Origin of the sequence: Vibrio sp. J2-3(2022), from assembly GCF_021725735.1 — a bacterium.
Lineage (GTDB): Bacteria > Pseudomonadota > Gammaproteobacteria > Enterobacterales > Vibrionaceae > Vibrio > Vibrio diabolicus.
In genome coordinates this window covers 1,199,664-1,222,687 of record NZ_JAKKCK010000001.1, presented here as the reverse complement: position 1 = coordinate 1,222,687, position 23,024 = coordinate 1,199,664, and the positions used below count along the sequence as shown (strand labels likewise).

At 44.2% G+C, this 23,024-nt stretch carries 23 protein-coding genes; 13 read left to right on the top strand and 10 right to left on the bottom strand.

The features are described 5' to 3' along the window. Nucleotides 1-2 precede the first annotated feature (2 nt). Entirely contained in the window at nucleotides 3-404 is a 402-nt protein-coding gene (locus L3V27_RS05295) for a GFA family protein (protein WP_237311214.1), read from the bottom strand. 203 nt (nucleotides 405-607) lie between these two features. Between L3V27_RS05295 and L3V27_RS05290 the strand changes: the two genes are divergently transcribed. Continuing rightward, the gene (locus L3V27_RS05290; RefSeq protein ID WP_167427647.1) at nucleotides 608-1,237 is read left to right on the top strand and encodes a hypothetical protein; all 630 of its coding nucleotides are present in this window, start codon (nucleotides 608-610) and stop codon (nucleotides 1,235-1,237) included. 124 nt (nucleotides 1,238-1,361) lie between these two features. Beyond that, nucleotides 1,362-2,645, top strand: a complete 1,284-nt coding sequence (locus tag L3V27_RS05285; RefSeq protein ID WP_031780190.1) for a peptidoglycan DD-metalloendopeptidase family protein — start codon at nucleotides 1,362-1,364, stop codon at nucleotides 2,643-2,645. A 107-nt stretch (nucleotides 2,646-2,752) separates the two neighbouring features. Here the strand turns inward: L3V27_RS05285 and L3V27_RS05280 are convergent, their stop codons facing one another. Next, nucleotides 2,753-4,573, bottom strand: coding sequence for a GGDEF domain-containing phosphodiesterase (locus L3V27_RS05280; protein WP_237311213.1), 1,821 nt, complete (start codon nucleotides 4,571-4,573; stop codon nucleotides 2,753-2,755). A 183-nt stretch (nucleotides 4,574-4,756) separates the two neighbouring features. Further along, nucleotides 4,757-5,644 carry a LysR family transcriptional regulator gene (locus L3V27_RS05275; RefSeq protein WP_005391202.1) on the bottom strand — a complete coding sequence of 296 codons (888 nt, stop codon included), beginning with the start codon at nucleotides 5,642-5,644 and terminating at the stop codon, nucleotides 4,757-4,759. A 105-nt stretch (nucleotides 5,645-5,749) separates the two neighbouring features. On the opposite strand from L3V27_RS05275, the gene L3V27_RS05270 reads away from it, so the two are divergent. The 3 genes from L3V27_RS05270 (at nucleotide 5,750) to L3V27_RS23315 (ending at nucleotide 7,736) form a co-directional block, all read left to right on the top strand. Next, on the top strand, nucleotides 5,750-6,943 hold the full coding sequence (locus L3V27_RS05270) for a multidrug effflux MFS transporter (protein WP_182032968.1): 1,194 nt from the start codon (nucleotides 5,750-5,752) through the stop codon (nucleotides 6,941-6,943). Between the two features lie 177 nt (nucleotides 6,944-7,120). Next, complete coding sequence (locus L3V27_RS05265) at nucleotides 7,121-7,468, top strand: hypothetical protein (protein WP_005391198.1); 348 nt, start codon at nucleotides 7,121-7,123, stop codon at nucleotides 7,466-7,468. Nucleotides 7,469-7,601: 133 nt separating this feature from the next. Then, entirely contained in the window at nucleotides 7,602-7,736 is a 135-nt protein-coding gene (locus L3V27_RS23315) for a hypothetical protein (protein ID WP_267135658.1), read from the top strand. A gap of 126 nt (nucleotides 7,737-7,862) precedes the next feature. On the opposite strand, the gene L3V27_RS05260 is transcribed toward L3V27_RS23315, so the two are convergent. The 3 genes from L3V27_RS05260 to L3V27_RS05250 form a co-directional block, all read right to left on the bottom strand. Continuing rightward, on the bottom strand, nucleotides 7,863-8,477 hold the full coding sequence (locus L3V27_RS05260; protein WP_053809571.1) for a glutaredoxin: 615 nt from the start codon (nucleotides 8,475-8,477) through the stop codon (nucleotides 7,863-7,865). 44 nt (nucleotides 8,478-8,521) lie between these two features. Beyond that, a complete protein-coding gene (locus tag L3V27_RS05255; protein WP_005391192.1) occupies nucleotides 8,522-9,379 on the bottom strand; it encodes a DMT family transporter in 858 nt (285 codons plus the stop codon). 465 nt (nucleotides 9,380-9,844) lie between these two features. Then, the gene (locus L3V27_RS05250) at nucleotides 9,845-10,822 is read right to left on the bottom strand and encodes a porin (protein ID WP_046873714.1); all 978 of its coding nucleotides are present in this window, start codon (nucleotides 10,820-10,822) and stop codon (nucleotides 9,845-9,847) included. Nucleotides 10,823-11,431: 609 nt separating this feature from the next. On the opposite strand from L3V27_RS05250, the gene L3V27_RS05245 reads away from it, so the two are divergent. Together L3V27_RS05245 and L3V27_RS05240 are read left to right on the top strand one after the other, a co-directional pair. Further along, complete coding sequence (locus L3V27_RS05245) at nucleotides 11,432-12,490, top strand: porin (RefSeq protein WP_046873713.1); 1,059 nt, start codon at nucleotides 11,432-11,434, stop codon at nucleotides 12,488-12,490. Nucleotides 12,491-12,711: 221 nt separating this feature from the next. Beyond that, nucleotides 12,712-13,326 (top strand): fumarylacetoacetate hydrolase family protein, encoded by a 615-nt coding sequence (locus tag L3V27_RS05240; protein WP_065645772.1) that lies wholly within the window; start codon nucleotides 12,712-12,714, stop codon nucleotides 13,324-13,326. Here the strand turns inward: L3V27_RS05240 and L3V27_RS05235 are convergent. The 3 genes from L3V27_RS05235 to L3V27_RS05225 all read right to left on the bottom strand — a co-directional run bounded on the left by L3V27_RS05235 (nucleotide 13,323) and on the right by L3V27_RS05225 (nucleotide 15,251). Then, on the bottom strand, nucleotides 13,323-13,634 hold the full coding sequence (locus tag L3V27_RS05235) for an AzlD domain-containing protein (RefSeq protein ID WP_006742072.1): 312 nt from the start codon (nucleotides 13,632-13,634) through the stop codon (nucleotides 13,323-13,325). The genes L3V27_RS05240 and L3V27_RS05235 overlap by 4 nt on opposite strands. Further along, entirely contained in the window at nucleotides 13,634-14,344 is a 711-nt protein-coding gene (locus L3V27_RS05230; protein ID WP_046873712.1) for an AzlC family ABC transporter permease, read from the bottom strand. The genes L3V27_RS05235 and L3V27_RS05230 overlap by 1 nt, the downstream gene beginning before the upstream one ends. 79 nt (nucleotides 14,345-14,423) lie before the next feature. Next, complete coding sequence (locus L3V27_RS05225; RefSeq protein ID WP_145535484.1) at nucleotides 14,424-15,251, bottom strand: AraC family transcriptional regulator; 828 nt, start codon at nucleotides 15,249-15,251, stop codon at nucleotides 14,424-14,426. A gap of 230 nt (nucleotides 15,252-15,481) precedes the next feature. Here L3V27_RS05225 and L3V27_RS05220 point away from each other — a divergent pair, with 230 nt between their 5' ends. Both L3V27_RS05220 and L3V27_RS05215 read left to right on the top strand, forming a co-directional pair. After that, nucleotides 15,482-16,114, top strand: a complete 633-nt coding sequence (locus L3V27_RS05220) for a LysE family translocator (RefSeq protein ID WP_005375522.1) — start codon at nucleotides 15,482-15,484, stop codon at nucleotides 16,112-16,114. A 79-nt stretch (nucleotides 16,115-16,193) separates the two neighbouring features. After that, nucleotides 16,194-16,616 carry a GNAT family N-acetyltransferase gene (locus L3V27_RS05215; RefSeq protein ID WP_176319654.1) on the top strand — a complete coding sequence of 141 codons (423 nt, stop codon included), beginning with the start codon at nucleotides 16,194-16,196 and terminating at the stop codon, nucleotides 16,614-16,616. Nucleotides 16,617-16,716: 100 nt separating this feature from the next. On the opposite strand, the gene L3V27_RS05210 is transcribed toward L3V27_RS05215, so the two are convergent. Continuing rightward, nucleotides 16,717-18,411, bottom strand: a complete 1,695-nt coding sequence (locus tag L3V27_RS05210; protein WP_047008374.1) for a phospho-sugar mutase — start codon at nucleotides 18,409-18,411, stop codon at nucleotides 16,717-16,719. Nucleotides 18,412-18,741: 330 nt separating this feature from the next. On the opposite strand from L3V27_RS05210, the gene coxB reads away from it, so the two are divergent. From coxB to L3V27_RS05190, 4 genes are read left to right on the top strand one after another with little or no spacing between them, the layout of a single operon-like run. After that, nucleotides 18,742-19,905 (top strand): cytochrome c oxidase subunit II, encoded by a 1,164-nt coding sequence (gene coxB, locus L3V27_RS05205; protein WP_053809564.1) that lies wholly within the window; start codon nucleotides 18,742-18,744, stop codon nucleotides 19,903-19,905. Next, complete coding sequence (ctaD, locus tag L3V27_RS05200; RefSeq protein ID WP_237311212.1) at nucleotides 19,902-21,524, top strand: cytochrome c oxidase subunit I; 1,623 nt, start codon at nucleotides 19,902-19,904, stop codon at nucleotides 21,522-21,524. Before coxB ends, ctaD begins: the two co-directional genes overlap by 4 nt. 20 nt (nucleotides 21,525-21,544) lie before the next feature. Beyond that, nucleotides 21,545-22,084 carry a cytochrome c oxidase assembly protein gene (locus L3V27_RS05195; protein ID WP_237311211.1) on the top strand — a complete coding sequence of 180 codons (540 nt, stop codon included), beginning with the start codon at nucleotides 21,545-21,547 and terminating at the stop codon, nucleotides 22,082-22,084. Between the two features lie 51 nt (nucleotides 22,085-22,135). Continuing rightward, nucleotides 22,136-23,020 (top strand): cytochrome c oxidase subunit 3, encoded by an 885-nt coding sequence (locus tag L3V27_RS05190; RefSeq protein WP_005391171.1) that lies wholly within the window; start codon nucleotides 22,136-22,138, stop codon nucleotides 23,018-23,020. Nucleotides 23,021-23,024: the final 4 nt, after the last annotated feature.

Sequence of the window (23,024 nt, the reverse complement as noted above, 5' to 3'; positions counted from 1 at the left end):
CCCTACCTGATGTGTTCCATTGTACATTCGAAACTCACCCATCCATGTTTCCTCTGTTCATAGATTGAAACCGTTGGTTGGTGGAACTCTTTATCAGTAAAAAGACCGACGGGAATGATCATGATTTCAGGAAATGTAGAGACCAATAAGCGCATTGTCGTGCCGCAAGAAGGGCAAAACTCATACTGAACCTCGCTGCCATCATCCCCCATTCGGGTATAGCAGGTGACTTCACCGTTTAAGGTTACGTGCTCTTTATCAAAGCGAGCCTGTACCCCAAACACACTGCCTGTCCGCTTCTGGCATTCAAAACAATGGCAGACAGACGTATGGATGGGTTCTCCCTTACAACGGATCTCAACTAAACCGCAGGCGCATTCGCATGTATGAATGGTTGTTGTCATCGTGATTACCTATTCTTCCCAATACACCAATGAATTTGGAACACTGAGAGCAGTGTCAGTGGCCAGTTATGAAATCTGGGCTTGAAAATCATTTGGATACAGTCAGTTTAGTTTAATTTTGAAACACTTGAAGGGATGAAATCATTTGGGTATACAATGCTATACTCGCTTTTTCATTTATACCTTTAAACAAGGAAGTCTTCATGGCTCACAAAAGAATCCTGCCGATACCACTTATTCTTCTTATTCCGATCGTATTATTGGTCGTGGTTGTGATCGCGGGTGTTTATCGCTTTAGTTTGTCTGATGAAGAGATCATGGCTAAGTTCCCTCAATCGGAAGCAGAAACCAATGTTATTGTGCAAGAGACGCTGGGAATTACTTCACGCAACCCATGGACGATTCAAGTACCAGAGCAGGGAGCGGTCACTTTTCTTGATGAGTGGGATAAAGAAAACGGCTATTTGATAGGCGATTATGATGCAGGTGCGACAAAAGGTCAGGTACTCGTTCCAACTGCGTTTATTAGTCAGCGTGAGATTGAGAGTGTTTCATGGATTGCTGCACCGATGATTGTAACGACACAAGGTAGCGGTTCGTTTAACTATGTTGGCTTGTTCAAGTTTGACCCCGTGCCGAGCCGAGTTGTCCTTTTAGACAGTATTTTTGTCGGTGACCGCGTTAAATTTACCCAAATTACATGGGAAAGTGATGCCATTATCACGCTTTCATATTTAGCGCATGGTGACGATCAAGCAATGGCAGATACGCCAAATCAATTAAATTCATCCACATTAAAGCGTGTAGGGAATAACTTACATATGCAACAGTGATGAATTTTTTTTGAGTTCTGTAAAAATTCAGTGTTTTCTGCGCTAGATCTCGAAATTTCATAGTGATTTCTTATACGGGAATGCATAAGCTATGAGCCTTGTTTGAAAGGAGATAGTAATTCCCGTGTCTACAAATGAAATTACAAGACGGTTGCCGAATCTGACAAGTCGTAGAGCGCTGCTGTTATACTCCTTGCCAGTTTTAGTTGCGATTGGTGTTTCTCACTCTCTCAAAGAGTCATCTTTAACCAAAACCATCGCATTGAACCTGCCTGAATCTCAGGTCGTTGAAAAAATTCTTGATGCGACAACTGCCGAAGTTGTCACTCCCCCGAACTTCGAATATCAAATCCAAGCAGGTGACAACCTAAGCACTATTTTTAGCCAGCTCGGTTTCGGTTACAGCTCGTTAATGAAAGTAATGGAAACGGATTTGAACTACCTTGCACTTGATACACTAAAGCCGGGCAATACGCTCCGCTTTTGGCGTGATGATGCGACAGGCGAGTTAGAGAAAATGGAACTGCAATTTTCTATTGCAGATAAAGTGGTCTACCAACTAAATAGTGATGGTAGCTATGACTTTACCGATATCTCGATTCCTGGCGTGTGGAGCCAAGAACCATTGGTTGGTGTTATTCAAGGCAGTTTCTCTTCTTCTGCAAGTCGATTAGGTCTAACGTCGGCAGAAGTGAGTCAAGTTGTGAGCTTACTCAAAGAGCAGCTCAACTTTGGGCGTGATCTTCGTGCAGGTGATCGATTTGAAGTCGTTCGTCGTTCGCAAAGCATCAATGGTGTACCAACGGGCAAGAACGAAATTGAGGCGATTAAGATCTACAATCGCGGACGTGAAATCACGGCTTACCTTCATACCGATGGTCAATTCTACAATGCTAAAGGCGAAAGCTTGCAACGCGCATTCCAGCGTTATCCTGTAAGTAGCCGTTGGCGTATCAGTTCTGGTTTCAATCCTAATCGTTTACATCCAGTAACGGGGCGTGTCGCACCGCACAACGGTACTGACTTTGCCGTACCAACCGGTACTCCAGTCGTTTCTACTGGTGACGGTACAGTGATCATGACTCGTAAACACCCTTATGCGGGTAACTACGTGGTTGTTGAGCACGGCAGCAAATACAAAACCCGTTACTTACACCTAAGTAAGATTCTGGTGAAGAAAGGGCAAAAGGTTTCTCGAGGCCAGCGTATCGGTCTTTCCGGCAAAACAGGTCGAGTGACAGGGCCACACCTTCACTATGAATTGATTGAATACGGCCGTCCAGTTAACGCTATGCGAGCAAACATCCCAATGGCGAGCTCTGTTCCTAAGAAAGAGATGGCAACCTTTGTCGCGAACAGAGATGAAATGGATAAGCTATTACGCGATAAAGAGAAAGCAGTGCTGTAACAAAGTACTTCGCTCAAAAAATAAAAAGAGACTAAGCATAGCTTGGTCTCTTTTACTTTGTGCATTAACTAGATTTACATTCCATGACCGTCGCTTGTTTAGAGCTCTTAGGCGCTCCGCACTTCACGTTCATTTATCAGGTGTACGATTTCATCAACACTGTGTGGGCGAGAGTAGAAATAGCCTTGAATGTAGTGGCAGCCCATTTCAATTAACTTTTGTAGTGCTCTATCGTCTTCTACGCCTTCGGCAATCAAATCCACATCAAGCAGTTCTGCCAATTGCGCTATCAAAAACACTACTTGTTCAGAGGTTGTATTTGAGAGCATGTTTTGGACGAAGGTTGCATCGATTTTAATGCTATCAATCGGATAATTGTGTATATAGTTCAAGCTTGAGTATCCCGTACCAAAATCATCCAACGCGACTTTAAAACCTAAGTACCGCAATGAGTTAAGTACCATCTGTTCACGGCCACTTTGCGAGAGTAAAACGGTCTCGGTGAGCTCTATAACAAAGTCTTTTGCTTCATGCTGATACTTTTCAACCATGTTAGTTAGGTGGTTAATATAGCGGTTAGAGTCGAGCAACTCATACGCAGAGCAATTGATAGAGAGTTTGACTTTGTATCCTAAGTTGGCTTCTAGCTCTTGTTTTGCGATACATGCGAGTTCAATAATACGTTCACCCAACTCGATAATCAGGCCTGATTGTTCGGCAGCTTCAATGAATTCCGCAGGAGAGATGTTCCCGTAAACATTGCTGTTCCAGCGGGCTAGGATTTCAAAGTAATTCCAGCGATCGCTTGTGATATCTACGATTGGCTGAACAACGACATACAACTCTTCGCTATCATGTATGTCAGCGCTAAGTTGAATGCGCATAGCTTCAATAAGCTGCGTTCTACGGTGATAAAGGGCGCTAAGGTGTGTGTCGTAATGCTGAATTCGTGTATCGCGATGTTTTTTACAGTCTTTGAGAGCGAGGCTAGCATTCAAAATCAGCTCATCGCTGTTCAACATATGTACTGGTGCGCGCGCGATACCAATACTAACAGTGAAAGAAATTCGGTTAGATTTGTCGCTGTAGCCGCTTTCAATTTTGTCGAGTACTTCCTGACATACGGCGACAGGATCTTCGTCGTAAGTAATGAAGGCGAATTCATCTCCTGCGACACGAAAAGCGTTGTTTGGCGATGACAAGCTTTGTTGAATGGCGTTTGCCGTAAACTTAATAATTTGGTCGCCGATGTAGTTTCCGTTGATATCATTGATCGATTTGAAGTTATCGATGTCTAGGTAAGCCAAACTGAATGGACGAGTGGCCTGTTGCGTCAATGTCTCCAAGGTATCAGCTAAGCAGCTACGGTTGAGCAGCCCAGTTAGGTTATCATGCGATACTTCATAGCTAAGCTGATTAAGAAGCTTATCTGAACGTTCACTGACCCACTTTTCACGTAAGCTGTGAATAATGACATTGGCATAAAAGCGGTGGAAGTCGAGGATATCTTGCGCTTCCTTAGCGTGGATGCTTCGGGTAAAGGTGGACAATAAAATTCCCAGAACCTCGCCATTTTGTGTCTTTAATGGCAGACCAATGTAAGCTTGAATACCATCCTCTTGAAACATCTGATCTTCAGGAAAGCGTTTGTAAACTTGGTCCTGATAGAAAATATGTTCGCCAATGTCTTTTGCCACTTTTTCACAGGGGGTGCCTGAAAGGTGGTAGCTTAGATTGTCTGTAATTTTTCCATTGCTAGCGAAGGAGATGGTATGAGCCGAATGTTGAAGATGCGCAACTTCCACAACGCAAGTGCAATGGCTCTGCAATTGTTGATGAATATCTAACGTGACTCGGTTTAGCTGAGCCGTGCCGTTTAGCTTCAATATTTCATCAATTTTGTGGAAACTGATTTGTACCTGACCCATTGAGCATTTCACCTAGCGTTGTGATTACCATATCGTGTGAGACACGAAGAATTATTATTTGATATGCATCAAATAAACTATCGGTTACTAAGGCGAATTTTTCAAATTTTGTGAACGAACAAATCATTATTTTCATGTTTTTATGCTTGAACCTTTTAAAGGTATAGCGATAAAAACGCTAAGCTAGGCGCGCTTCTCCTCTTCTAATCGCGATTTGAGATAATCGAGGAACAGCTTAGTTCGGGTATGCTGATAATCCAGCTTTGGATAGTAGGCATATACAGTGGCTTTATCCGCTGTGATATCGGGCAAGATAGGCACTAAAGCTCCGGATTTGAGATCATCTTTGATCATGACGTTATTCGTCATCAGAATACCCATGCCTCTTTTGGCACCATGAAACAGCGCTTCTGGGTTGGTCGTGGCAAAGTTACCGGACAAGCTGATACGTTTGCCTCGATTGGTTTTGATTTCTCGTGAGGGCTTTTCACCCCAAATCAGGACATTATGCTCTGTCAGATCCTCAACGCATTGTGGGGTGCCATATTTTTTTAGGTAACTAGGCGCGGCGTAAAACTGGGCTTTATGTTCGAAAAGTGCGGTGGCTTTGAAACTTAGCGAATTAAGTTGCTCTAATTCCCGGCTAATAAACAGGTCTAAGCTTAGCTCTGGCAATTGGCCCGGTAGCGTTGTCGTTAATTGAAGCGTAATGTCTGGATATTTCTCAAGAAAATCATCTAGGTAATGCACCAAAAACTTAGAACCAACCGCCAGTGTCGCGCCAATTTTCAATAACCCCGCTGGTGATTGATTGACTGAGCGAGTTTCATCTAATACTGATTGCCATGAATCCAACTGATTTTTTGCTCGTTGATAAAACAGCGCACCAGCTTCGGTTTGGCTAATAGAGCGGGTCGTGCGTTTAAGTAGCTGAACGCCAATTTTATCTTCTAGCCATTGAACTCGTTTACTGATAGCTGAGCTGGTGGTATTGAGTTTCCGCGCTGCAGCATTAAAGCTACCTTCTTCGACCACACGAATATAACTCTTCACGCTTTGAATCCAGTCCATTGTGTCTCCTTGGGAATTAATTCCTTTCCAACTTAGCTGATTATCATCTTTGAGTATCAAATATACACTGTTTGCCATCAATCTGTCACAAAGTAGGAGGAACGTTTGCGTAAAACACCATTGTTATTAGCGATGATGATCATTGCCACAGGCCAAGTTGGCGTTAGTATTTATCTTCCTTCTTTACCATTGATTGGTCATGACTTGAATTTGCCGCAACATTCGATTCAGAATCTCGTCACACTATTTCTCGTTGGTTTCGGTATCTCTCAGCTTTTTTATGGCCCATTGTCTGATGCGATTGGTCGTCGACCAGTATTTATTCTGGGCCAAAGTGTGTACCTAGTTGGTACGGTTATTTGTATCGCCTTTTCGGACAACATTATTGCTCTTGAAGCGGGGCGGTTACTTCAAGGTTTGGGAGCGGGCAGTGCCTCGGTGCTTGGTCGCTCCGTATTGCGTGACAGTTATGACGGTATGCAATTAACCAAAGCGCTATCTTATATTTCAGTCACGGCATCTGTGATGCCAATTATTGCTCCGCTGTTTGGTGGTTGGATTGCTTTTCACCTGAGCTGGCATGCTGTCTTTGTGTTTGTGCTGATTTACTTAATGGCAATTTTTACGCTTGGTTTATTGGTGCTGCCAGAAACGCTGCCTTACCCGAAGCGAAAATTTAAAGTAGGCCAGGTGAGTGCAAATTATTTGCGCCTGTTAACGAATACTCAAGTGATTGGTAGTGCGAGCTACAACTGGCTTAGTTATTTGTCGGCTCTGGTAACGCTTTCCTTGTATCCATTTTTAATGCAACAAGAGTTAGGCTTAACGGCGGCAGATTACGGTTCTTTGATGATCATACCGTCAGTTGGTTTGCTGACGGGTAGCTTGGTGCTTAATTTGATCAACGCTCGTTACAAAGCTCAGCAAATCTTGCTGATGAGTTTCGCGATTGTTGCTATTGCTGGCTTCATGTTGTTGGTTACACCCTTCAGTGTATTTTCATTACTAGTGGCATTTACGTGTTTAAGTTTTGCCCAAGGCATGTCGTTTCCGGTATCAATTAGTTTGTTGCTGTCGCCACATAAGCAACAGGCCGGAGCGGTTTCTGCGCTATCTGGAGCAATTCAAATGTGTTTAGCCGGGTTGTTTGGCGGATACTTGGTAGATTCTTGGGTCACGAATCAAAACCAGCTTGGGGTGTTTTATTTGTTTATTGCGTTACTTTCTTGCTGTGTGCTTGCATTGAGTCAATTTCGTAAAGTACCCAAAGGGACGATTCAAGCAGAAACTTCCACCTGAATATACTTGCAACGAAAGAGGCAGCTTTCTAAAATGCGCTGCTAAATTAAGTCAGGATCATTGTGTATATTGAATGACTCAGTTTGAGAGGAAGAGGGCAATGCCTGATGCTCCTCTCAGCTTGGGGATACCTTTCTGCCCAAATGACTATCCGATCTCTAATCGTTAGGTGAAAGAATGCAACAAAACGAATTTGAAACACTGGTAAAAGAAATTACTCAGCAAGAAAGTATGCCAAAGGCACTCGAAGTCTTGAAGGCGTGTGAGGAAGAAGAAGTTGCACAAGCGGCACAATCCCTAACGGGTCAGTTTGGTCTTGCAGAAGTTGATGGCGAGAAACGTATTTACCATATTACCACTCAAGAAGACGAGTCCGGAGAAGAGCAAGAATACGTGGAGCACGTCATGAATGAAGGCGATCACTTGATCAAATTTGCTGCGTGGTTCTTTGAAACATTCTTTGAAATCAAACAGAAAGATACGTACGTCGCAGCGGGTAAAACATACCAGCAACCTAAGCGATAGGCGCCCGTTTCGAAAAAGTAATCAGAACTAACCTGAAAGTTAATTACAAAATAAATGTGACGCCAGTCTTGTTTTTATCTAATTGTGGTGTAAAATTACAACATAGTTAAGTCAATACATTCAGGAGAAGGTCATGGGTAACGAACTTGGTGGTGCTTATATTGGCCAGATGATTGCAAAAGACGCGATGCACAAAGCGCTTTACGGTAAAGCGAAGAAGAAAAAAGCTTCTGTTTTTACTCGTGTTATGAAAAAACTGGCGAAATAATTTAAAAAGCCCTGATTGAAGAATCAGGGCTTTTTGCTTTTATCTGTCTTGTTTTTAGTGGCAGCCTACATATTGAACAACATTGGTAAACCACTACTCAAAGACGGATGGCATTTGAATCAAACGCTAAGCGGATTGGCTTGGTATCTCCACGACATTATTAGGCACTTTATCTAGCCCCTTTGCTGCTAACCACTTTTCTAAATCGTCAGCGCCTCCAACATACTTTCCATCCAACCAGATCTGCGGCACTGTTACCGGCGTTTTTTCTCCAATGATGGCTTTTACTTCGGGGATCATGCGATACAAAGCGGCGCTGTCTTTAACCACGTCATGATACTCGTATTGAACACCAGCATCGTCAAGTAGTTGTTTCGCTTTGACACAGTAAGGGCAGGTGGCTTTACCATAAACAATGTTGCCTTTTAGCTCATCGCGTTTGACCCATTCAGCGATAACTGATTGCACAAGCACGCCCCGGTTTAGCGCTTCTCCTTGGCTGACCACTTTTCCTTCGACAATAAGAATCGGTGCATGCCAGGCCCCTGCTTTTAATGGTTCCCACCAATGTGATAACCAATCTTTTACTTCCAGTTCAACGGGGACATCAGCGAGTTCGTTTTTAAAAGTATCCGTCAAAATATCTTTAGTTAACGTACATTCACCACAAGGAATATTGACTTTGAATGGACCCCAACTACCAGCCCAGCGGTACAGTGTAATTTTGATTGGTTGACTCATATGGTGTTCCTCATTTCCTTTCCTGAAAATATAGAACCTTGAAATTAGACTTTTCTTTCAACTAGCTTTGTCTTTTTCGCTTCCCAGTGCGTAATAAACGCAATGGAGGCAATAATAATCGCGGCGCCTAGCCATAAACGACCAGGTGGTACCCAGCCAAACACCAACCAGCCAGCAACGACATTCAAAGGCAGTTTTGCGTGATCAAATGGTTGCACAAACGAGGCGTCTGCAACTGCGTACGCTTTAACGATAGCCCATTGAGCGAGTGCTGTAAGCGCGCCTGCGGCTAAAAGTACGCCCCATATCGTCCAGGTATTTGGCATCGTAAATGTCGGTATTGCCAATAAGATATTAAACGGCGTTATCAGCAGTAATAAATAGACAACCATGGTTGAGGGCGGATCGTTGACCGACATTTTCTTTACCATCAGAGAATACGCTGCCCAGAAAAATGCGGCGCCAACAGGAAGCAGGGTCGCCCATGTAAATGAATCTGCCCACGGCTCAAGAATGATCATAGCACCAACAAACCCTGTTAATGTTGCTAACCAGCGTGCAGTACCTACCTTCTCTTTGAGTAACAAGCCAGATCCAACCGTTGCAAATAATGGAGAGGTCATCAGCAGCGCAATGCCTTGCCAAATCGGAACTGGATAAGCGAGTGCCCAAAGCCAAAGCTGAATCCCGATAACAGAGAGAAAAATACGGAAGGCATGCCAACCAAAGTGTTGGGTTCTTAGTGAGCGTCTAATTCCAAGTGTACGCAGATAGGGCAGAATGACAAATAAGGCAATAGCGTATTGGAATAATGCGAATGTGGTGGAAGAGACACCAAAGTTGATGCTAGCAATTTGGGCGAAGCTGTTCACTATGGCGAATGCCAAGCCAGCTGTTAGCATCCAGGACGCACCTTGAACAGGATGATGATTCAATTGAAAAATTCCAGTTTGATAGAGGTGGCGGGATCATACGTCCTATTGTTTTTCGCGCCAATAAAAAAATGCCTCCCAGAGGGAGGCGACATTACCAATTCAAAGGACGTGCCTGTTATAACAGGTACAAAGAACGAGAAGCACAAACGCTGCCATGCATTTGCATAAATAATATTGCAGAACGCGTGCCAATTTTTATCTATTTGATTTTAATTGTCTTTTTATTTTAGTTCGGTTGGCTATTAGGAGAAATGCACTAACTTAGTGACAAATCGCATTAAAAGAGGGCAGAGGCAGGAGTCACTACGCTCGTTTTTCATTGCTGAGCGACGTTTGGATAGTGTGAAAATTTATCGAGTTATCTTGGGTTACACAAAAAAATGGCCAGCAAGCATGCTGGCCAATTGGACTCGCTCTTAGGACAAGAGTGAATTAGAAATCGTAACGTACGCCTAGACGTAGTGTGTCTTCACCTTGAACCACTTTCACTTTACCATCTACTACATCCTTCTTTTCATCGAGTTGGTTGATGTAGTAAGACAGGTAAGTACGGAAGTTACTGTTTAGTTTGTAGTAACCAACAAGCTCGATACCTTCAACGGTGTCGTACTTTGAACTGTTGTCTGGATCATTCTCTTGAGCTGTGTATAGAGCTGCAAGTGTCACTTTGCTTGCTACTTTGTAGCTTGCGACCAGCTCGTAAGCCGTAAAGTCTTCAGCGTCAGTCAGGGAACCTTGAGAATAAGTACCTGCTAGGTATAGGTTATCCATCGAGTAGGCGATACCACCTAGAATTTGATCTTCAGAGTTGTCTTTATTTACGTCGCCACCAGAATATGCAAGACCAAAGTCGAGGCCCATTGGTAGTGAGTACATTCCAGAGATGCCGTATTTATCTTCGTTATCGCTAGAGTTTGCTTGGTAGGTTGCTTGCAGTTGTAGCGCATCAAACGCACCACGGTATGCGAAAACGCTGTCTTGCTTATCAGAAGACGAATCGATAACTTGCTGAACACCAGAGAACTCAGTGATATCCGTCATGTCAGAGATGATGACTGCAGCCATGTCTTGACGACCTACAGAGAAAGCACCGATATCAGAGTCGACACCTGCATACATGTAGCGGTTTTTGAATTCACTCTTGCCCGTTTTTTGCTCGGCTTCGTAAACACCGAATGCAGAAAGGCCATTGCCGATGTCCGTTTTACCTTTTAGATTAAGACGAGCGCGGCTTTTATCTTCCATTGAGCCTTCAACTTCAGCACCACCTGAACCGATGAAGTCACCACGGAACTCAACGCGGCCGCCAACTTTTAATTCAGTACCGTCGTTTTTGTATACTGTTGCTGCGAATGATGGTGCTGATACCAATGCTGTAAGAATTGCAGTAGTTAGTGCTGCCTTTTTCATTTTCTTATTACCCTAGTTGTAATCGATGGGCTTTCTTGCCCGATGTGTTGATGACGCTAAGGTAAACCCTGAAAATGAAAGATAGATTTCTGTTAAGTTATGATTTGATTGCACTTTTATTGCTGGCGAGAATAAGTGCCCCTTCTTATATCTCTTATAAAAAGAAAGGTTTTATCTTTTTTGAGGTTTTTCTGCCTTCTATTGGAGACCGTGCTTTTTTCAAAAAGTTCCTGAACCTATTTTTGTTCCAAAATGTAAGTAAATATTTCATTTTGACGGGAAAGTTATTTTCAAAAGTTGGGGTTCATCAAGTATTTGTGAGCACTATCTCGTTAAAGCATTTCTTTTTGTAAGGTTTTTACGCCTGGATTTTTTTCGGATAAGTAAACGTTTGCTTTTTAGTTTTTTGCTGAGAATTTTTCACTCGGTTATCAGGAACTAATCAAATAAAGTGTCGGCAGTTGTTACACAAAGGTAAATCCATTCTGGCGGAAAAGATGCCCCAGAGGGCCTTTGTATTCCTTTCTGTGTTCATCATTTCGTTTTACGAAAGTGAATCAGAGCTGGGTCTAAAACTGACTAACCAACTAATAAGTAATGGATTTAGAAATGAATAAAAAATTATTAGCAGCGGCAATCGCAGCAGCAACTTTCGGCACTCAAGCAGTGGCAGTGGAACTTTATAATAACGATGGCACAACATTTTCGATGGGCGGCCACGTTTCTGTTAACTTAAATGGTTCAGAGCAAGGTGACACGGATGTTGGTACTAACTCTCCTCGTATCAATATCTCTGCGACACAAGATTTAGGCAATGGCTTCACCGCAGACGCACGTGGTGAATGGGCTCTAAACTACTTAGATGGCGGTGAAGAGTCGTTTAAAACTCGTCTAGGTTACTTAGGTTTAACACATGAGGTTTACGGTCGTGCAGTAGGTGGTACGCAATGGTCACCTTACTATGATGTAGCAGGCATCGCGGATATGCCAATTGCGTTTGCGAATGACTTCATTTACGACGATCACGGAAACCTAGGCACAGGTCGTGCGGATAAAATGCTGTCTTATCGAAATGGCTTTGATTTAGGCGAAGCAGGTGCGATTAACGTTGGTCTTGGATGGCAAGGCGCAAATGATGAATACACGCGTAACGACGCAGGTACTATCACTGGTGGTCTTAAATACGATGACCGCATGCAAGTTGCGCTTTCTTACGCAATCATGGGCGCGAAAATTGGCTACTCATACAACGGTGGTGACTTCCAACACCCTGCTTACACAGGTAAACACACCGCAGAATCACATGTTGTGTCTGCATCTTACGGCGCTTACGGCCAAGGTCTGTTCCTTGCCGCGGTATATGGTTCAAATGAAAATATGAACTTCAGTGTAAATGGCGACCGTTTGGCGGAAAGTGATGCGTACGAAGCGATCATCGCATACGCTCTAGCGAACAGCTTAAACTTGAGCGTTAACTACGAGATGGTTGAAGGTAAAGAGTTCAAAAATTCTAAAACAGAAACCGCTCGTGAAGAAATGGCACTGCAGGCAGAGTACAACTTCACGCCTAAATTTGTTGGTTACGCGGGTTACCAGTTTGACCTAAATGATGACCATGGTCGTGAAACTGATGACAAATGGGCGATAGGTGCTCGTTACTACCTATAATAGGATTTAGCGAGAACAATCATTCACCCTTATTGATTTAAAGCCAGCCTCGTGCTGGCTTTTTTGTCTATTTGTTTTGTAAATACCGTGATGTTTCAATTAGATGATACAAAACTCAAAACGGGGTGAATGTCTTATTTTTCACACTAGAGGATGGGATTTAGTGTCGTTAAGTCAATAGGTTAGATTATGATGAGGTTTTTGTTTTGCAGGGAAGAGCGATGAGCGTTATTCAAGTTGAAGAAAAGAAAGTAGAAGTGGGTAAAGTGCTTTGTGTTGGGCGAAATTACGTTGAACATATTCATGAGCTTGATAATGCGATACCTGAGCAAATGGTGGTATTTAATAAACCCGCGACTTCCGTATCGACGACTCTGCGTTCATTTCATCAAGAGCCTCTTCATTACGAGGCTGAAATCTGTTTTCTGATCAAAGATGGACGCTATTCAGCGGTCGGTTTGGGATTGGATCTGACCAAGCGCGGTTTGCAGTCTTCACTTAAACAACAAGGGTTGCCCTGGGAGCGTGCTAAAGCGTTTGATGGCTCCGCAGTGTTTAGTCGATTTGTCTCTTTGGATAACATTGATATTAATGATCTTAACCTAGAGCTCTTGATTAACTGCGTTCGTGTACAAAAAGGTCACGTTAACCAGATGCTCTATCCGCCGCTAACCATTTTGGATGAATTAACGAGTTACACAACACTTCAAGATGGCGATGTGGTAATGACCGGCACACCAAAAGGAGTTGGTGAGGTGCATAAAGGTGACATCTTCCTTGGACGATTAAAGTGTGGTGATGTCACCTTGTTGGAGATTGAATGGGTGGCGGACTAAAGCCAAATTCGCAGAACGAGAAATACCACCATGCTGATCACCGTCGTTAAAAGAACATTTTTAGTAAAGTACGCGATTAACGCAGCCAGCAAGGCAGCCAATAAAAATGGGTTGTGCACATTCACGCTGAGTGCTCCATCGGGAATGAAAACGATAGGCGCCCAGATCGCAGTGAGTACCGCAGGGCTGGCGTAGTTGAGCACTTTTTGTGTACGTGTCCCTAATCGCAGTGGTAGCTTGGGTTCTAAAAACAAGTAGCGGCTGGTGAAAACAAGTCCCGTCATCAGTAAAATAGACAACATGATCATTAGTGTTTCTCCTGTACTTGTTCCACAAAGTAGCCTGTAAGCATGGCTAAAATGCTCGAAATCATCAAACTTCCTTCCACTTGGTAATAGGTTAGGGCGACCGAGCTCACTAATGCCACGACAACACTCGCGAGCACCGCCATATTTTTAATAGTCGGAACTACAATTGCGATAAAAGTCGCGGCCACAGCAAATTCCAATCCCATTTCGTTCAGTTCAGGGATCAGGCTTCCCGCAATAATGCCCGTCAATGTCGCGATATTCCAAAACAGGTAAAAACTCAAACCAGCCCCAAGCGCATACCAGCGATTAAATTGTTTATCGGAATGATGACCTACAATCGCAAACAGCTCATCAGTGAGTAAGAATCCGAGTGATAACCGCCATTTAAGAGGAAGTGGTGCAATTTTACTGCGCATCGATACACTGTAGAGGAAGTGTCGAGAGGTGATAAAAAACGTTGTTAGTAACATGGTTACTAGGCCTGCCCCCGATTTAATCATCCCCATCGCGACGAGCTGCGCGGAACCTGCGAACAGAATGGCGGATAGTGCTTGTCCTTCCAAAGGGTGAAGCCCAGTATCAATCGCGAATGAGCCTGCGAGCAAACCCCAAGGCAACACCGCGATACTCAGTGGCATCATCGCAAGTGTGCCTTGCCAAAATAGCGTGGCTTTTGATTCTTCTTGTAACGGCAAAGTGTGGTCCATAGTTTCTTCTTAGTTATTCCTAAATCAGGCTACCAAGATAGCTCGGTAGTCGCATAACGCCTTGTACAATATTGCTGCTTTAGCTGTGACGGACGTATTGGCCGGGAGTGACGCCCATGGCTTTTTTAAAGTGTCGATGCAGATGGCTTTGATCATGGAAGCCACATTCTTGTGCCACATCTGAAATTTTTTGTCCCATTTTTAGTAGCTTCTTCGCCATACGTAAACGTTGCTGAATTTGATAAGCATGGGGAGGGAAGCCAAACTGTTTTTGAAACTCTCTTAGCAAATGAAAAGGGCTTAACCCAGCCAGTTTTGCGAGCTCTTCTAGCGAGACGTCCGTTTGCGGGAAGTCTTCCAAAAACTCTTTGACCAACTGTATTTGTCGCTGAGCTCTGGTTGATTCTTTGAGCGGTGCCCGGTGGGTGCTGTGTTTGCTGGCTAGTTTGATCAACGTGCCGTAAATCAAAGTTTCTCGTAGTAGTCGGTTGTCTGATTTTTCTAGCGTTTCAAACACCAATCGCAACTGATTTGCTAGTTCAGGATCATAAACCACAGGTTGAGGGAAATAGGGCAGCGCTACATTTGGTGAACCAAGCTCTTGCCCTAAGGTCTGAAACTGCTGTGGTACGGGGTACATTGCTTTGTATTCCCAACCGCCTTCTGAGGCCGAATGCCCGTTGTGTACTTCATCGGCATTAACAAGGATGATGCTGTCCTGTGGCGCGATATGATTTCCGCCTGTTCGAAAGAACTGCTGTGCTCCCTTCTCGATGACGCCAATAGTGTAACCTTCGTGGCTATGGCGTGAAAAATTCTGCTTCTCATACTTTGCATCGAGAAGTTCTAAACCGCCGAGCTCTTGAGCTATCTTGAAGGTAGCGATTTCCTTATTCTTTTCTTTCATCTTTATCCGGTCTGCTCAAGAAAATCATCTTAGAAGTGTAACGGATCCATCGTGCTTATTTTTGTACAAAATTGCTATTCGATTTTTATAAATAGGCGAATTGATTGTTATTTTTCGTCCTAGCAAACTATGATTTTTATTTTCTGAATTATCTTGGTGATTTTGGGCTGGCTGTTGTCATTTTGTTGGTATAACATTCGCCGCTTTGTTGTAGAAAAAGCGGTTCCATCATGATTGATTTATCTGTACTTCCTGTTTATCTCACCGCAGTAGTGGCTTTGTTGCTGTTACCAGGGCCCGATATGTTGCTTATCGCGAGCTCTAGTATGAGTTACGGTAAGAAGGTCGGTCTGTTTGCTAGCTTAGGCAATGCGACGTCTGGTGTTATTCTTACTTTGCTTGCTGCAATGGGAGTATCTACCCTGATTGCAATGAGCCCAATCGCCCTTAAAGTCCTTCATCTCTTAGGTGGCGCTTACTTGTTAAAAATGGGTTGGGACTGCTTACGAGCTGAGGCATCTTCGGCTCCAGAGCTTGATGGTCAAAACAAAATGGCGTCAACTTATTATCAACGTGCTTTGATGAGTAATTTGCTTAACCCTAAAGCGTTGGTATTTTTTGTGATGTTTTTGCCGCAGTTTGTCTCAAGCAATATTACAGCGTCTTCTGGTGAGCAGATGCTAGCACTAGGGTTATTGTTAAACGTCCTTGGCTTGTCATTCAATTTATTACTTGTTGGGCTGGCAGGCACATTGGGTAAGGGGCTGCTCGAGAACGAAAAATTCCGCACGTATCAACATAAACTAATGGGTTTAGTGTTCGTTATTCTCGCGTTGTGGATGCTGAGCAGTTTCGCCTTATAAAGTTATCATATTCCATCAGAAAGCCAGCAATTGCTGGCTTTTTGTTTTAGGATATTGGTGTTTCCTAAGGAGAGGATGTATGAAGCTTGAATTTTGTTTAAATCCAGATCAAACAGACCTTGATTCTGTTCGTGAAGGTATTCGATCTTATAACCGAATGCACTTGCCTGAAGGGGAGGTGCATGCTGTGGGATGTTTTGCTAAAGATGAGAATGGCAAGATCATGGGTGGTCTGACTGGCGAAATGTTTAAAAACACGGTGTTTGTTGAGTTTTTGTGGGTAGATGCTGAAAGTCGAACCTCCGGTCTCGGTAGCCAGTTAATGGCGATGTTAGAACAAAAAGTAAAGCCTCACGGGGTTACCCATGTTTATTTGGATACTTACAGTTTCCAAGCTCTTGATTTTTATCTTAAATTAGGTTTTGAAAAAGTAGGGCAGTACTCAGGCTATCCTGCAGAGGGCATCCACAAGTACTTTCTGCAAAAAGAAATTGTAGGCTAGAGATAAATCGCATTTAACTTGTATTGCTCTAGTAAAAAATCAAAAAAGAGGCGCGAATTTGCGCCTCTTATTGTATCAGGTGTCTCTACTTCTCTTTGACTTACAAACTTGTCTGATGCGCGTCAATAAGTTCGTTCATCTTCGCCTCTGCCGCTTGCTGTGCTTGTGCGTAGCTCATATCCGCAGGGAAGAGGTTGATGACTTCGTAGTAACATTTTAGTTTTGGCTCAGTACCAGATGGACGAACAATCACGCGAGATTGATCTTCTAGGTGATAAATCAATACGTCACTTGCTGGTAAGTCAATGGATTCTTCAGAGCCGTCGTCAAACATGCGAACCGATGTTTTTAGATCTTCGGTTACTGCAACTTTTTTACCAGCAATCTCTGTTGGTGGATTTGCTCGGAGTTTGTCGCCGATTGGTGGAGAGTTCGGGTCGAGAGCGATGCTGCGCTGCGCGTTAAAGTAGAAACCGTGCTCGCGGTACAGTTCTTCCAGTTTATCCCATAGTGTTTTGCCTTGAGCTTTAAGTTTACCTGTTAGCTGAGCAAATGCGACGATTGCAGATAAACCATCTTTATCCCACACCTTGTTACCCACGGTATAACCGAGCGCTTCTTCATAAGCAAACAAGAATGGATTGGCTTCTGTCTCTTGCTCCATTGCAACGTTCGTGAGCCATTTGAAGCCTGTTAACGTTTGGTAGTATTGGGCGCCATGCGCTTTGGCAATGCTACTCAGCATTCTTGATGATACGATGGTGTTGCCAACCAGAGCGTTAGGTTGCTGTTCTAGCAAGTAATCGCCAAACAGTGACCCCACTTGGTCGCCGGTTAACATTTGGTATTCGCCATCTGGGCGTTTGACCGCCACTGCAAAACGGTCGGCATCTGGATCGTTAGCACAAGCGATATCAGCATCTACGGACTTACCTAACGCCATCACCATATCCATTGCACCGGCTTCTTCAGGGTTTGGGAAGTTGACGGTTGGGAAGCTGCCATCAGGTTCGCGCTGTTCCTTAACACTTGCCACTTTTTTGAAGCCAGCGTCTGCGAGGAGCGTTTCCGCCATATTCGCCCCAACGCCATGCATCGCAGTGTAAGCGATAGAAATATCGGTGTTGTTGTCAGGAGTAAGCAGCGCGTTTTCGTTCATCGTTTTACGGTAAGTTTGGTAGTAGTCGTCTTCCAACCAAACTAACAAACCGTGCTGTTTTGCATCATCGAGAGACATTAAAGGTAATGGCTTCGTTGTTGCGTCATCAATTTTCGCTGCGATTCCAGAGTCGTGTGGAGGAATGATTTGTGCGCCATTCTCCCAATATACTTTAAAGCCATTGTACTCTGGTGGATTGTGGCTAGCGGTAACAACAACAGCGGCTGCAGCATTCAATGTACGGACACCAAATGCAACAATTGGGGTTGCTGCAACGTCATACGTTAGGTAAACCTTGATGCCAAGGGCAGTCAGTACGGAAGCGGTATCATGCGCGAATTGTTTCGAATCAGGACGACCGTCGTAGCCAATAACGACACCACGACTTGCGGCATCTTTGACTTGCTCTAGCAAATAGTTTCCTAGGCCAGTGGCTGTCTCTTGGATCACCAAACGGTTCATTCGGTTTGGACCTGCGCCCACTTTGCCGCGTAACCCTGCTGTACCAAAGGCAAGGCGCGATCCAAAGCGATCAGTAAGCTCTTGTTCATTATTTGTATCGACGAGGTGTTGTAGCTCTTCGCGAGTCTTAGGATCAGGGTCTCGTTCTAGCCATTGAGTAATTAGTGCTGTCATATCAATCATTCCTTAGTAGGGGGCGCCTACTTTCTTGGACACTTCGTTTTGTAAGTATCTCAATGTTTTCTTTTAAATTAATGTAAATGGTTCTCAATTACATTTCAAAGAGGGCAATCGATAAACCGAATTAATTTTTCTTATCCGAACAAAATTTAATCATATTTAATTTCTTGAAGAACCTTGGAACTATAACTAGCCTTTTAACATAAATATAACAAACCGTGTCGAAATCGTAGTTTTTGTGATTTTTCGTAAAGTTGTTCGATATTTGCATCGGGACGCAAGGAAGCTCGCGCAAGCGTAGCGGCTGAGCAGAGGAGAGATCTTTTGAAAAGATTAACGACTACTCTAGCCTTATCACTGAATGTGATTTTAATCACATTCTCCTCTTTCAGTTGGTCAAAGGAAAGTGACTACAACATGACCAAAGGGGTCACAGCGATAAGTGGGCAAGTGTATGAATTACATATGCTGATTTTCTATATCTGCTGCGTAATTGCTTTGATTGTATTTGGTGTCATGTTCTATTCCATCTTTCGTCATCGCAAGTCAAAAGGAGCAGTTGCCGCACATTTCCACGAAAGTACAAAAGTGGAAATTATTTGGACAGTCATACCTATCATCATTCTTGTCGCCATGGCGATTCCCGCAACGAAAACTTTAGTCGCAATGGAAGACACAAGCCAATCAGATATCACGGTCAAGATCACAGGCTCGCAATGGAAATGGCATTACAGCTATTTTGGTGAAGATGTTGAGTTCTTCAGTTTGCTTGCCACCAGCCAAAAGCAAATTGATGGTATCGAAACAAAAGGCGCGCATTATCTATTGGAAGTAGACAACCCTTTGGTGTTGCCTGTGAATCGTAAAGTGCGTTTTTTGATGACTTCTGATGATGTCATTCACTCATGGTGGGTGCCGGATTTTGCTGTCAAGAAAGACACCATCCCTGGTTTTATTAATGAAGCATGGACAAGAATTGATGAGCCAGGCGTATATCGCGGCCAATGTGCGGAGCTATGTGGTCGTGCTCACGGGTTCATGCCGGTGGTGGTGCATGCGATGGAAGAAGAAAAGTTTGATGAATGGTTAGCGAGTAAGAAGGAAGAAATCGCACTTCAAAAAGCCGCGGCACAAGAAGCGCTCTCTCAAGACTTATCCATGGATGAGTTGATGTCGCAGGGCGAATCTATATACACGGCGCGTTGTGCTGTGTGCCATCAGGCAAATGGTGAGGGGATTCCGGGTGCATTTCCCGCGATTAAAGGCAGCCCTATCGCAACAGGCCCAATTTCAGAGCACATTGATGTGATTGTGAATGGCCGTCCGGGCACTGCAATGCAGTCTTTTTCGAACCAGTTAAGTGACAAAGAAATTGCTGCGGTCATTACATATCAGCGAAATGCATGGGGCAACGACACTGGCGATACGGTGCAAGCATCCGATGTGAATGCCTTTAAGGCACAAGGCAGTGCTAAGGAGGAAATATGAGTAAGCCAATAGATAAGGCAGTGAAGTCTGCACCAGCGGAAGCCAGTGCAAACAGTACCATTGCGATTGATGATCACCATGCTCCCCAAGGTATCGCTCGTTGGTTGTATTCCACAAACCATAAAGACATTGGCACCCTGTACCTTTGGTTTAGTTTCGCGATGTTTCTGACTGGTGGGGCGATGGCGATGGTCATTCGTGCCGAACTATTCCAGCCTGGACTTCAGCTGGTTGATCCACAGTTTTTTAATCAAATGACTACGGTACACGGTTTGGTGATGGTGTTTGGTGCTGTGATGCCAGCATTTACGGGCCTTGCTAACTGGATGATTCCAATGATGATCGGTGCTCCAGATATGGCGCTACCTCGTATGAACAACTTGAGCTTTTGGATTCTACCTTTTGCATTTCTTATTTTATTGAGCTCGTTGTTTTTACCTGGCGGCGGCCCCGATTTTGGCTGGACGTTCTATGCTCCGCTGTCCACGACTTATGGTCCAGATAGCACCGCGCTGTTTGTATTCTCTGTTCACATCATGGGTATCAGCTCCATTATGGGCGCGATAAACGTTATCGTGACGATAGTAAATATGCGAGTTCCGGGAATGACTTGGTTCAAGTTACCAATGTTTGTTTGGACTTGGTTAATCACCGCTTTCTTGTTGATCGCGGTTATGCCGGTATTAGCGGGTGCGGTGACGATGGTTCTTACCGACAAATACTTCGGGACTAGCTTCTTTGATGCTGCTGGTGGCGGTGACCCAGTGATGTTCCAACACATCTTTTGGTTCTTTGGTCACCCAGAAGTGTACATCATGATTTTACCGTCGTTTGGCATCATTTCTGCCATCCTTCCTGCTTTCAGTGGCAAGAAGCTGTTTGGTTATCATTCGATGGTTTACGCGACGTGCAGCATTGCGTTGTTGTCTTTCCTTGTGTGGGCGCATCACATGTTTACAACGGGGATGCCAGTTTTTGCAGAGCTTTTCTTTATGTATTGCACCATGCTGATTGCGGTACCAACCGGGGTGAAAGTCTTTAACTGGGTCGCCACCATGTGGCGTGGGGCTCTGACATTTGAAACGCCAATGTTGTTTGCCATTGCCTTTATTGTGCTCTTTACGATTGGCGGTTTCTCAGGGTTGATGCTGGCGATTGTGCCGGCGGATTTCCAATATCATGACACTTACTTCGTGGTTGCGCATTTCCACTATGTGTTGGTATCTGGTGCTGTATTCTCGATTATGGCGGCAGCGTACTATTGGCTACCTAAGTGGACAGGCAATATGTACGACCACAAGCTGAGTTTGTGGCATTTCTGGTGCTCGATTATTTCAGTTAATGTTTTGTTTTTCCCGATGCACTTTCTAGGTTTAGCGGGTATGCCAAGACGTATCCCGGATTACGCTATTCAGTTTGCTGATGTCAATCAAATCGTCTCCATTGGTGGATTTGCGTTTGGGTTGTCACAATTGATCTTTTTATGGGTGGTGATTAAGTGTATTCGTGGCGGTGAAAAGGCCGCTGCAAAACCGTGGGAACGTGCGGAAGGCTTAGAGTGGACAGTGCCAAGCCCAGCGCCCCATCATACGTTTACTACGCCGCCTAAAGTCGATTAGAAACGAATAGGGTGAGTGAGATGAAACCGAATCCATCAAACAAAAAGCTCACAGTGAAGTTGCTTTTAGCGACCCTTTTGATGTTCGGGTTTGGCTACGCACTTGTCCCATTGTATGACGTAATGTGCGACGCACTGGGTATCAATGGAAAAACAAGTGAAGTGGCCGCCATTCAACCAACTGGTATGCAGCCAGATATGAGCCGAACCATTCGCGTGGAGTTTATGGCGCATGTAAGCTCCGATATGCCTTGGGAGTTTAAACCCAAAGTGATTTCGATGGACGTTCATCCCGGAGAAGTCGTGCAAACCGAATACCTTGCATTTAATGAAAGCGGGCAGAAGTTGGTAGGGCAAGCAGTTCCCTCTGTTTCTCCCGGGAATGGTGCCGCTTATTTCAATAAGATTGAGTGCTTTTGTTTTAACCAACAGCCTTTGGATGGCAAACAACAAGCTCAAATGCCGTTGATTTTTTATATCGAACCGGACTTACCGAAGTCGATACACACGTTAACGCTGTCTTACACACTCTATAAACTTCCCCCTCCTACAGGTTCTTAGCCACTCAAGGAGAGAGATACAGACCAAGGCTGGTCAGTAAGGAGAGAAATTATGAGTAACAAGCCAGGAACATATTATGTTCCCGCTCAAAGTAGCTGGCCGATCATCGGTGCATTTGCTCTATTTTTAGTTGCCGTTGGTGCAGGAATGACCGTTCAGGGGACACAAAGTGAAGGGGCTGTGGGAACCATTGGTAGCATTGTGCTAGCGGTAGGTTTTCTGTTCTTGCTTTACATGTTGGCGGGCTGGTTTAGTAATGTGATTACTGAGTCACTGAGTGGAAAGTACAGCTCGCAAATTACTCGTTCTTTTCGCCAAGGGATGAGCTGGTTCATCTTCTCTGAAGTGATGTTTTTTGGTGCCTTTTTTGGTGCGTTATTTTACGCCAGGATGATTTCTGTGCCTTGGTTAGGTGGGGCAGATAACAACTTCATGACCAACGAGGTCTTGTGGCCAACCTTCGAAGCGATGTGGCCACTCACACTGACTCCGGGTGGAGAAACAACACAAGCTATGCCGTGGCAGGGCATTCCCCTTACTAATACTATTTTGCTGTTATTGTCGTCGATTACACTGCATATGGCGCACATAAGCCTTGAAAAAGACAAAAGAACGGCACTGATTGTTTGGTTGGAAATCACCATCGTGCTTGCGGGCTTTTTCCTATATTACCAAGCGGTCGAGTACGCTCATGCTTATCAAGAAATGGGGCTTACGTTGCAATCTGGTATCTACGGAAACACCTTCTTTATGCTGACGGGTTTTCACGGTTTGCACGTTTGTCTTGGGACGATTTTCTTAATCGTATTATTGCTCCGAATCGCTAAAGATCATTTTTCGTCTAAGAACCATTTTGCCTTCCAAGCTGGTAGTTGGTATTGGCATTTTGTGGATGTGGTTTGGTTATGTCTGTTTGTGTTTGTGTACGTGCTGTAGGTGC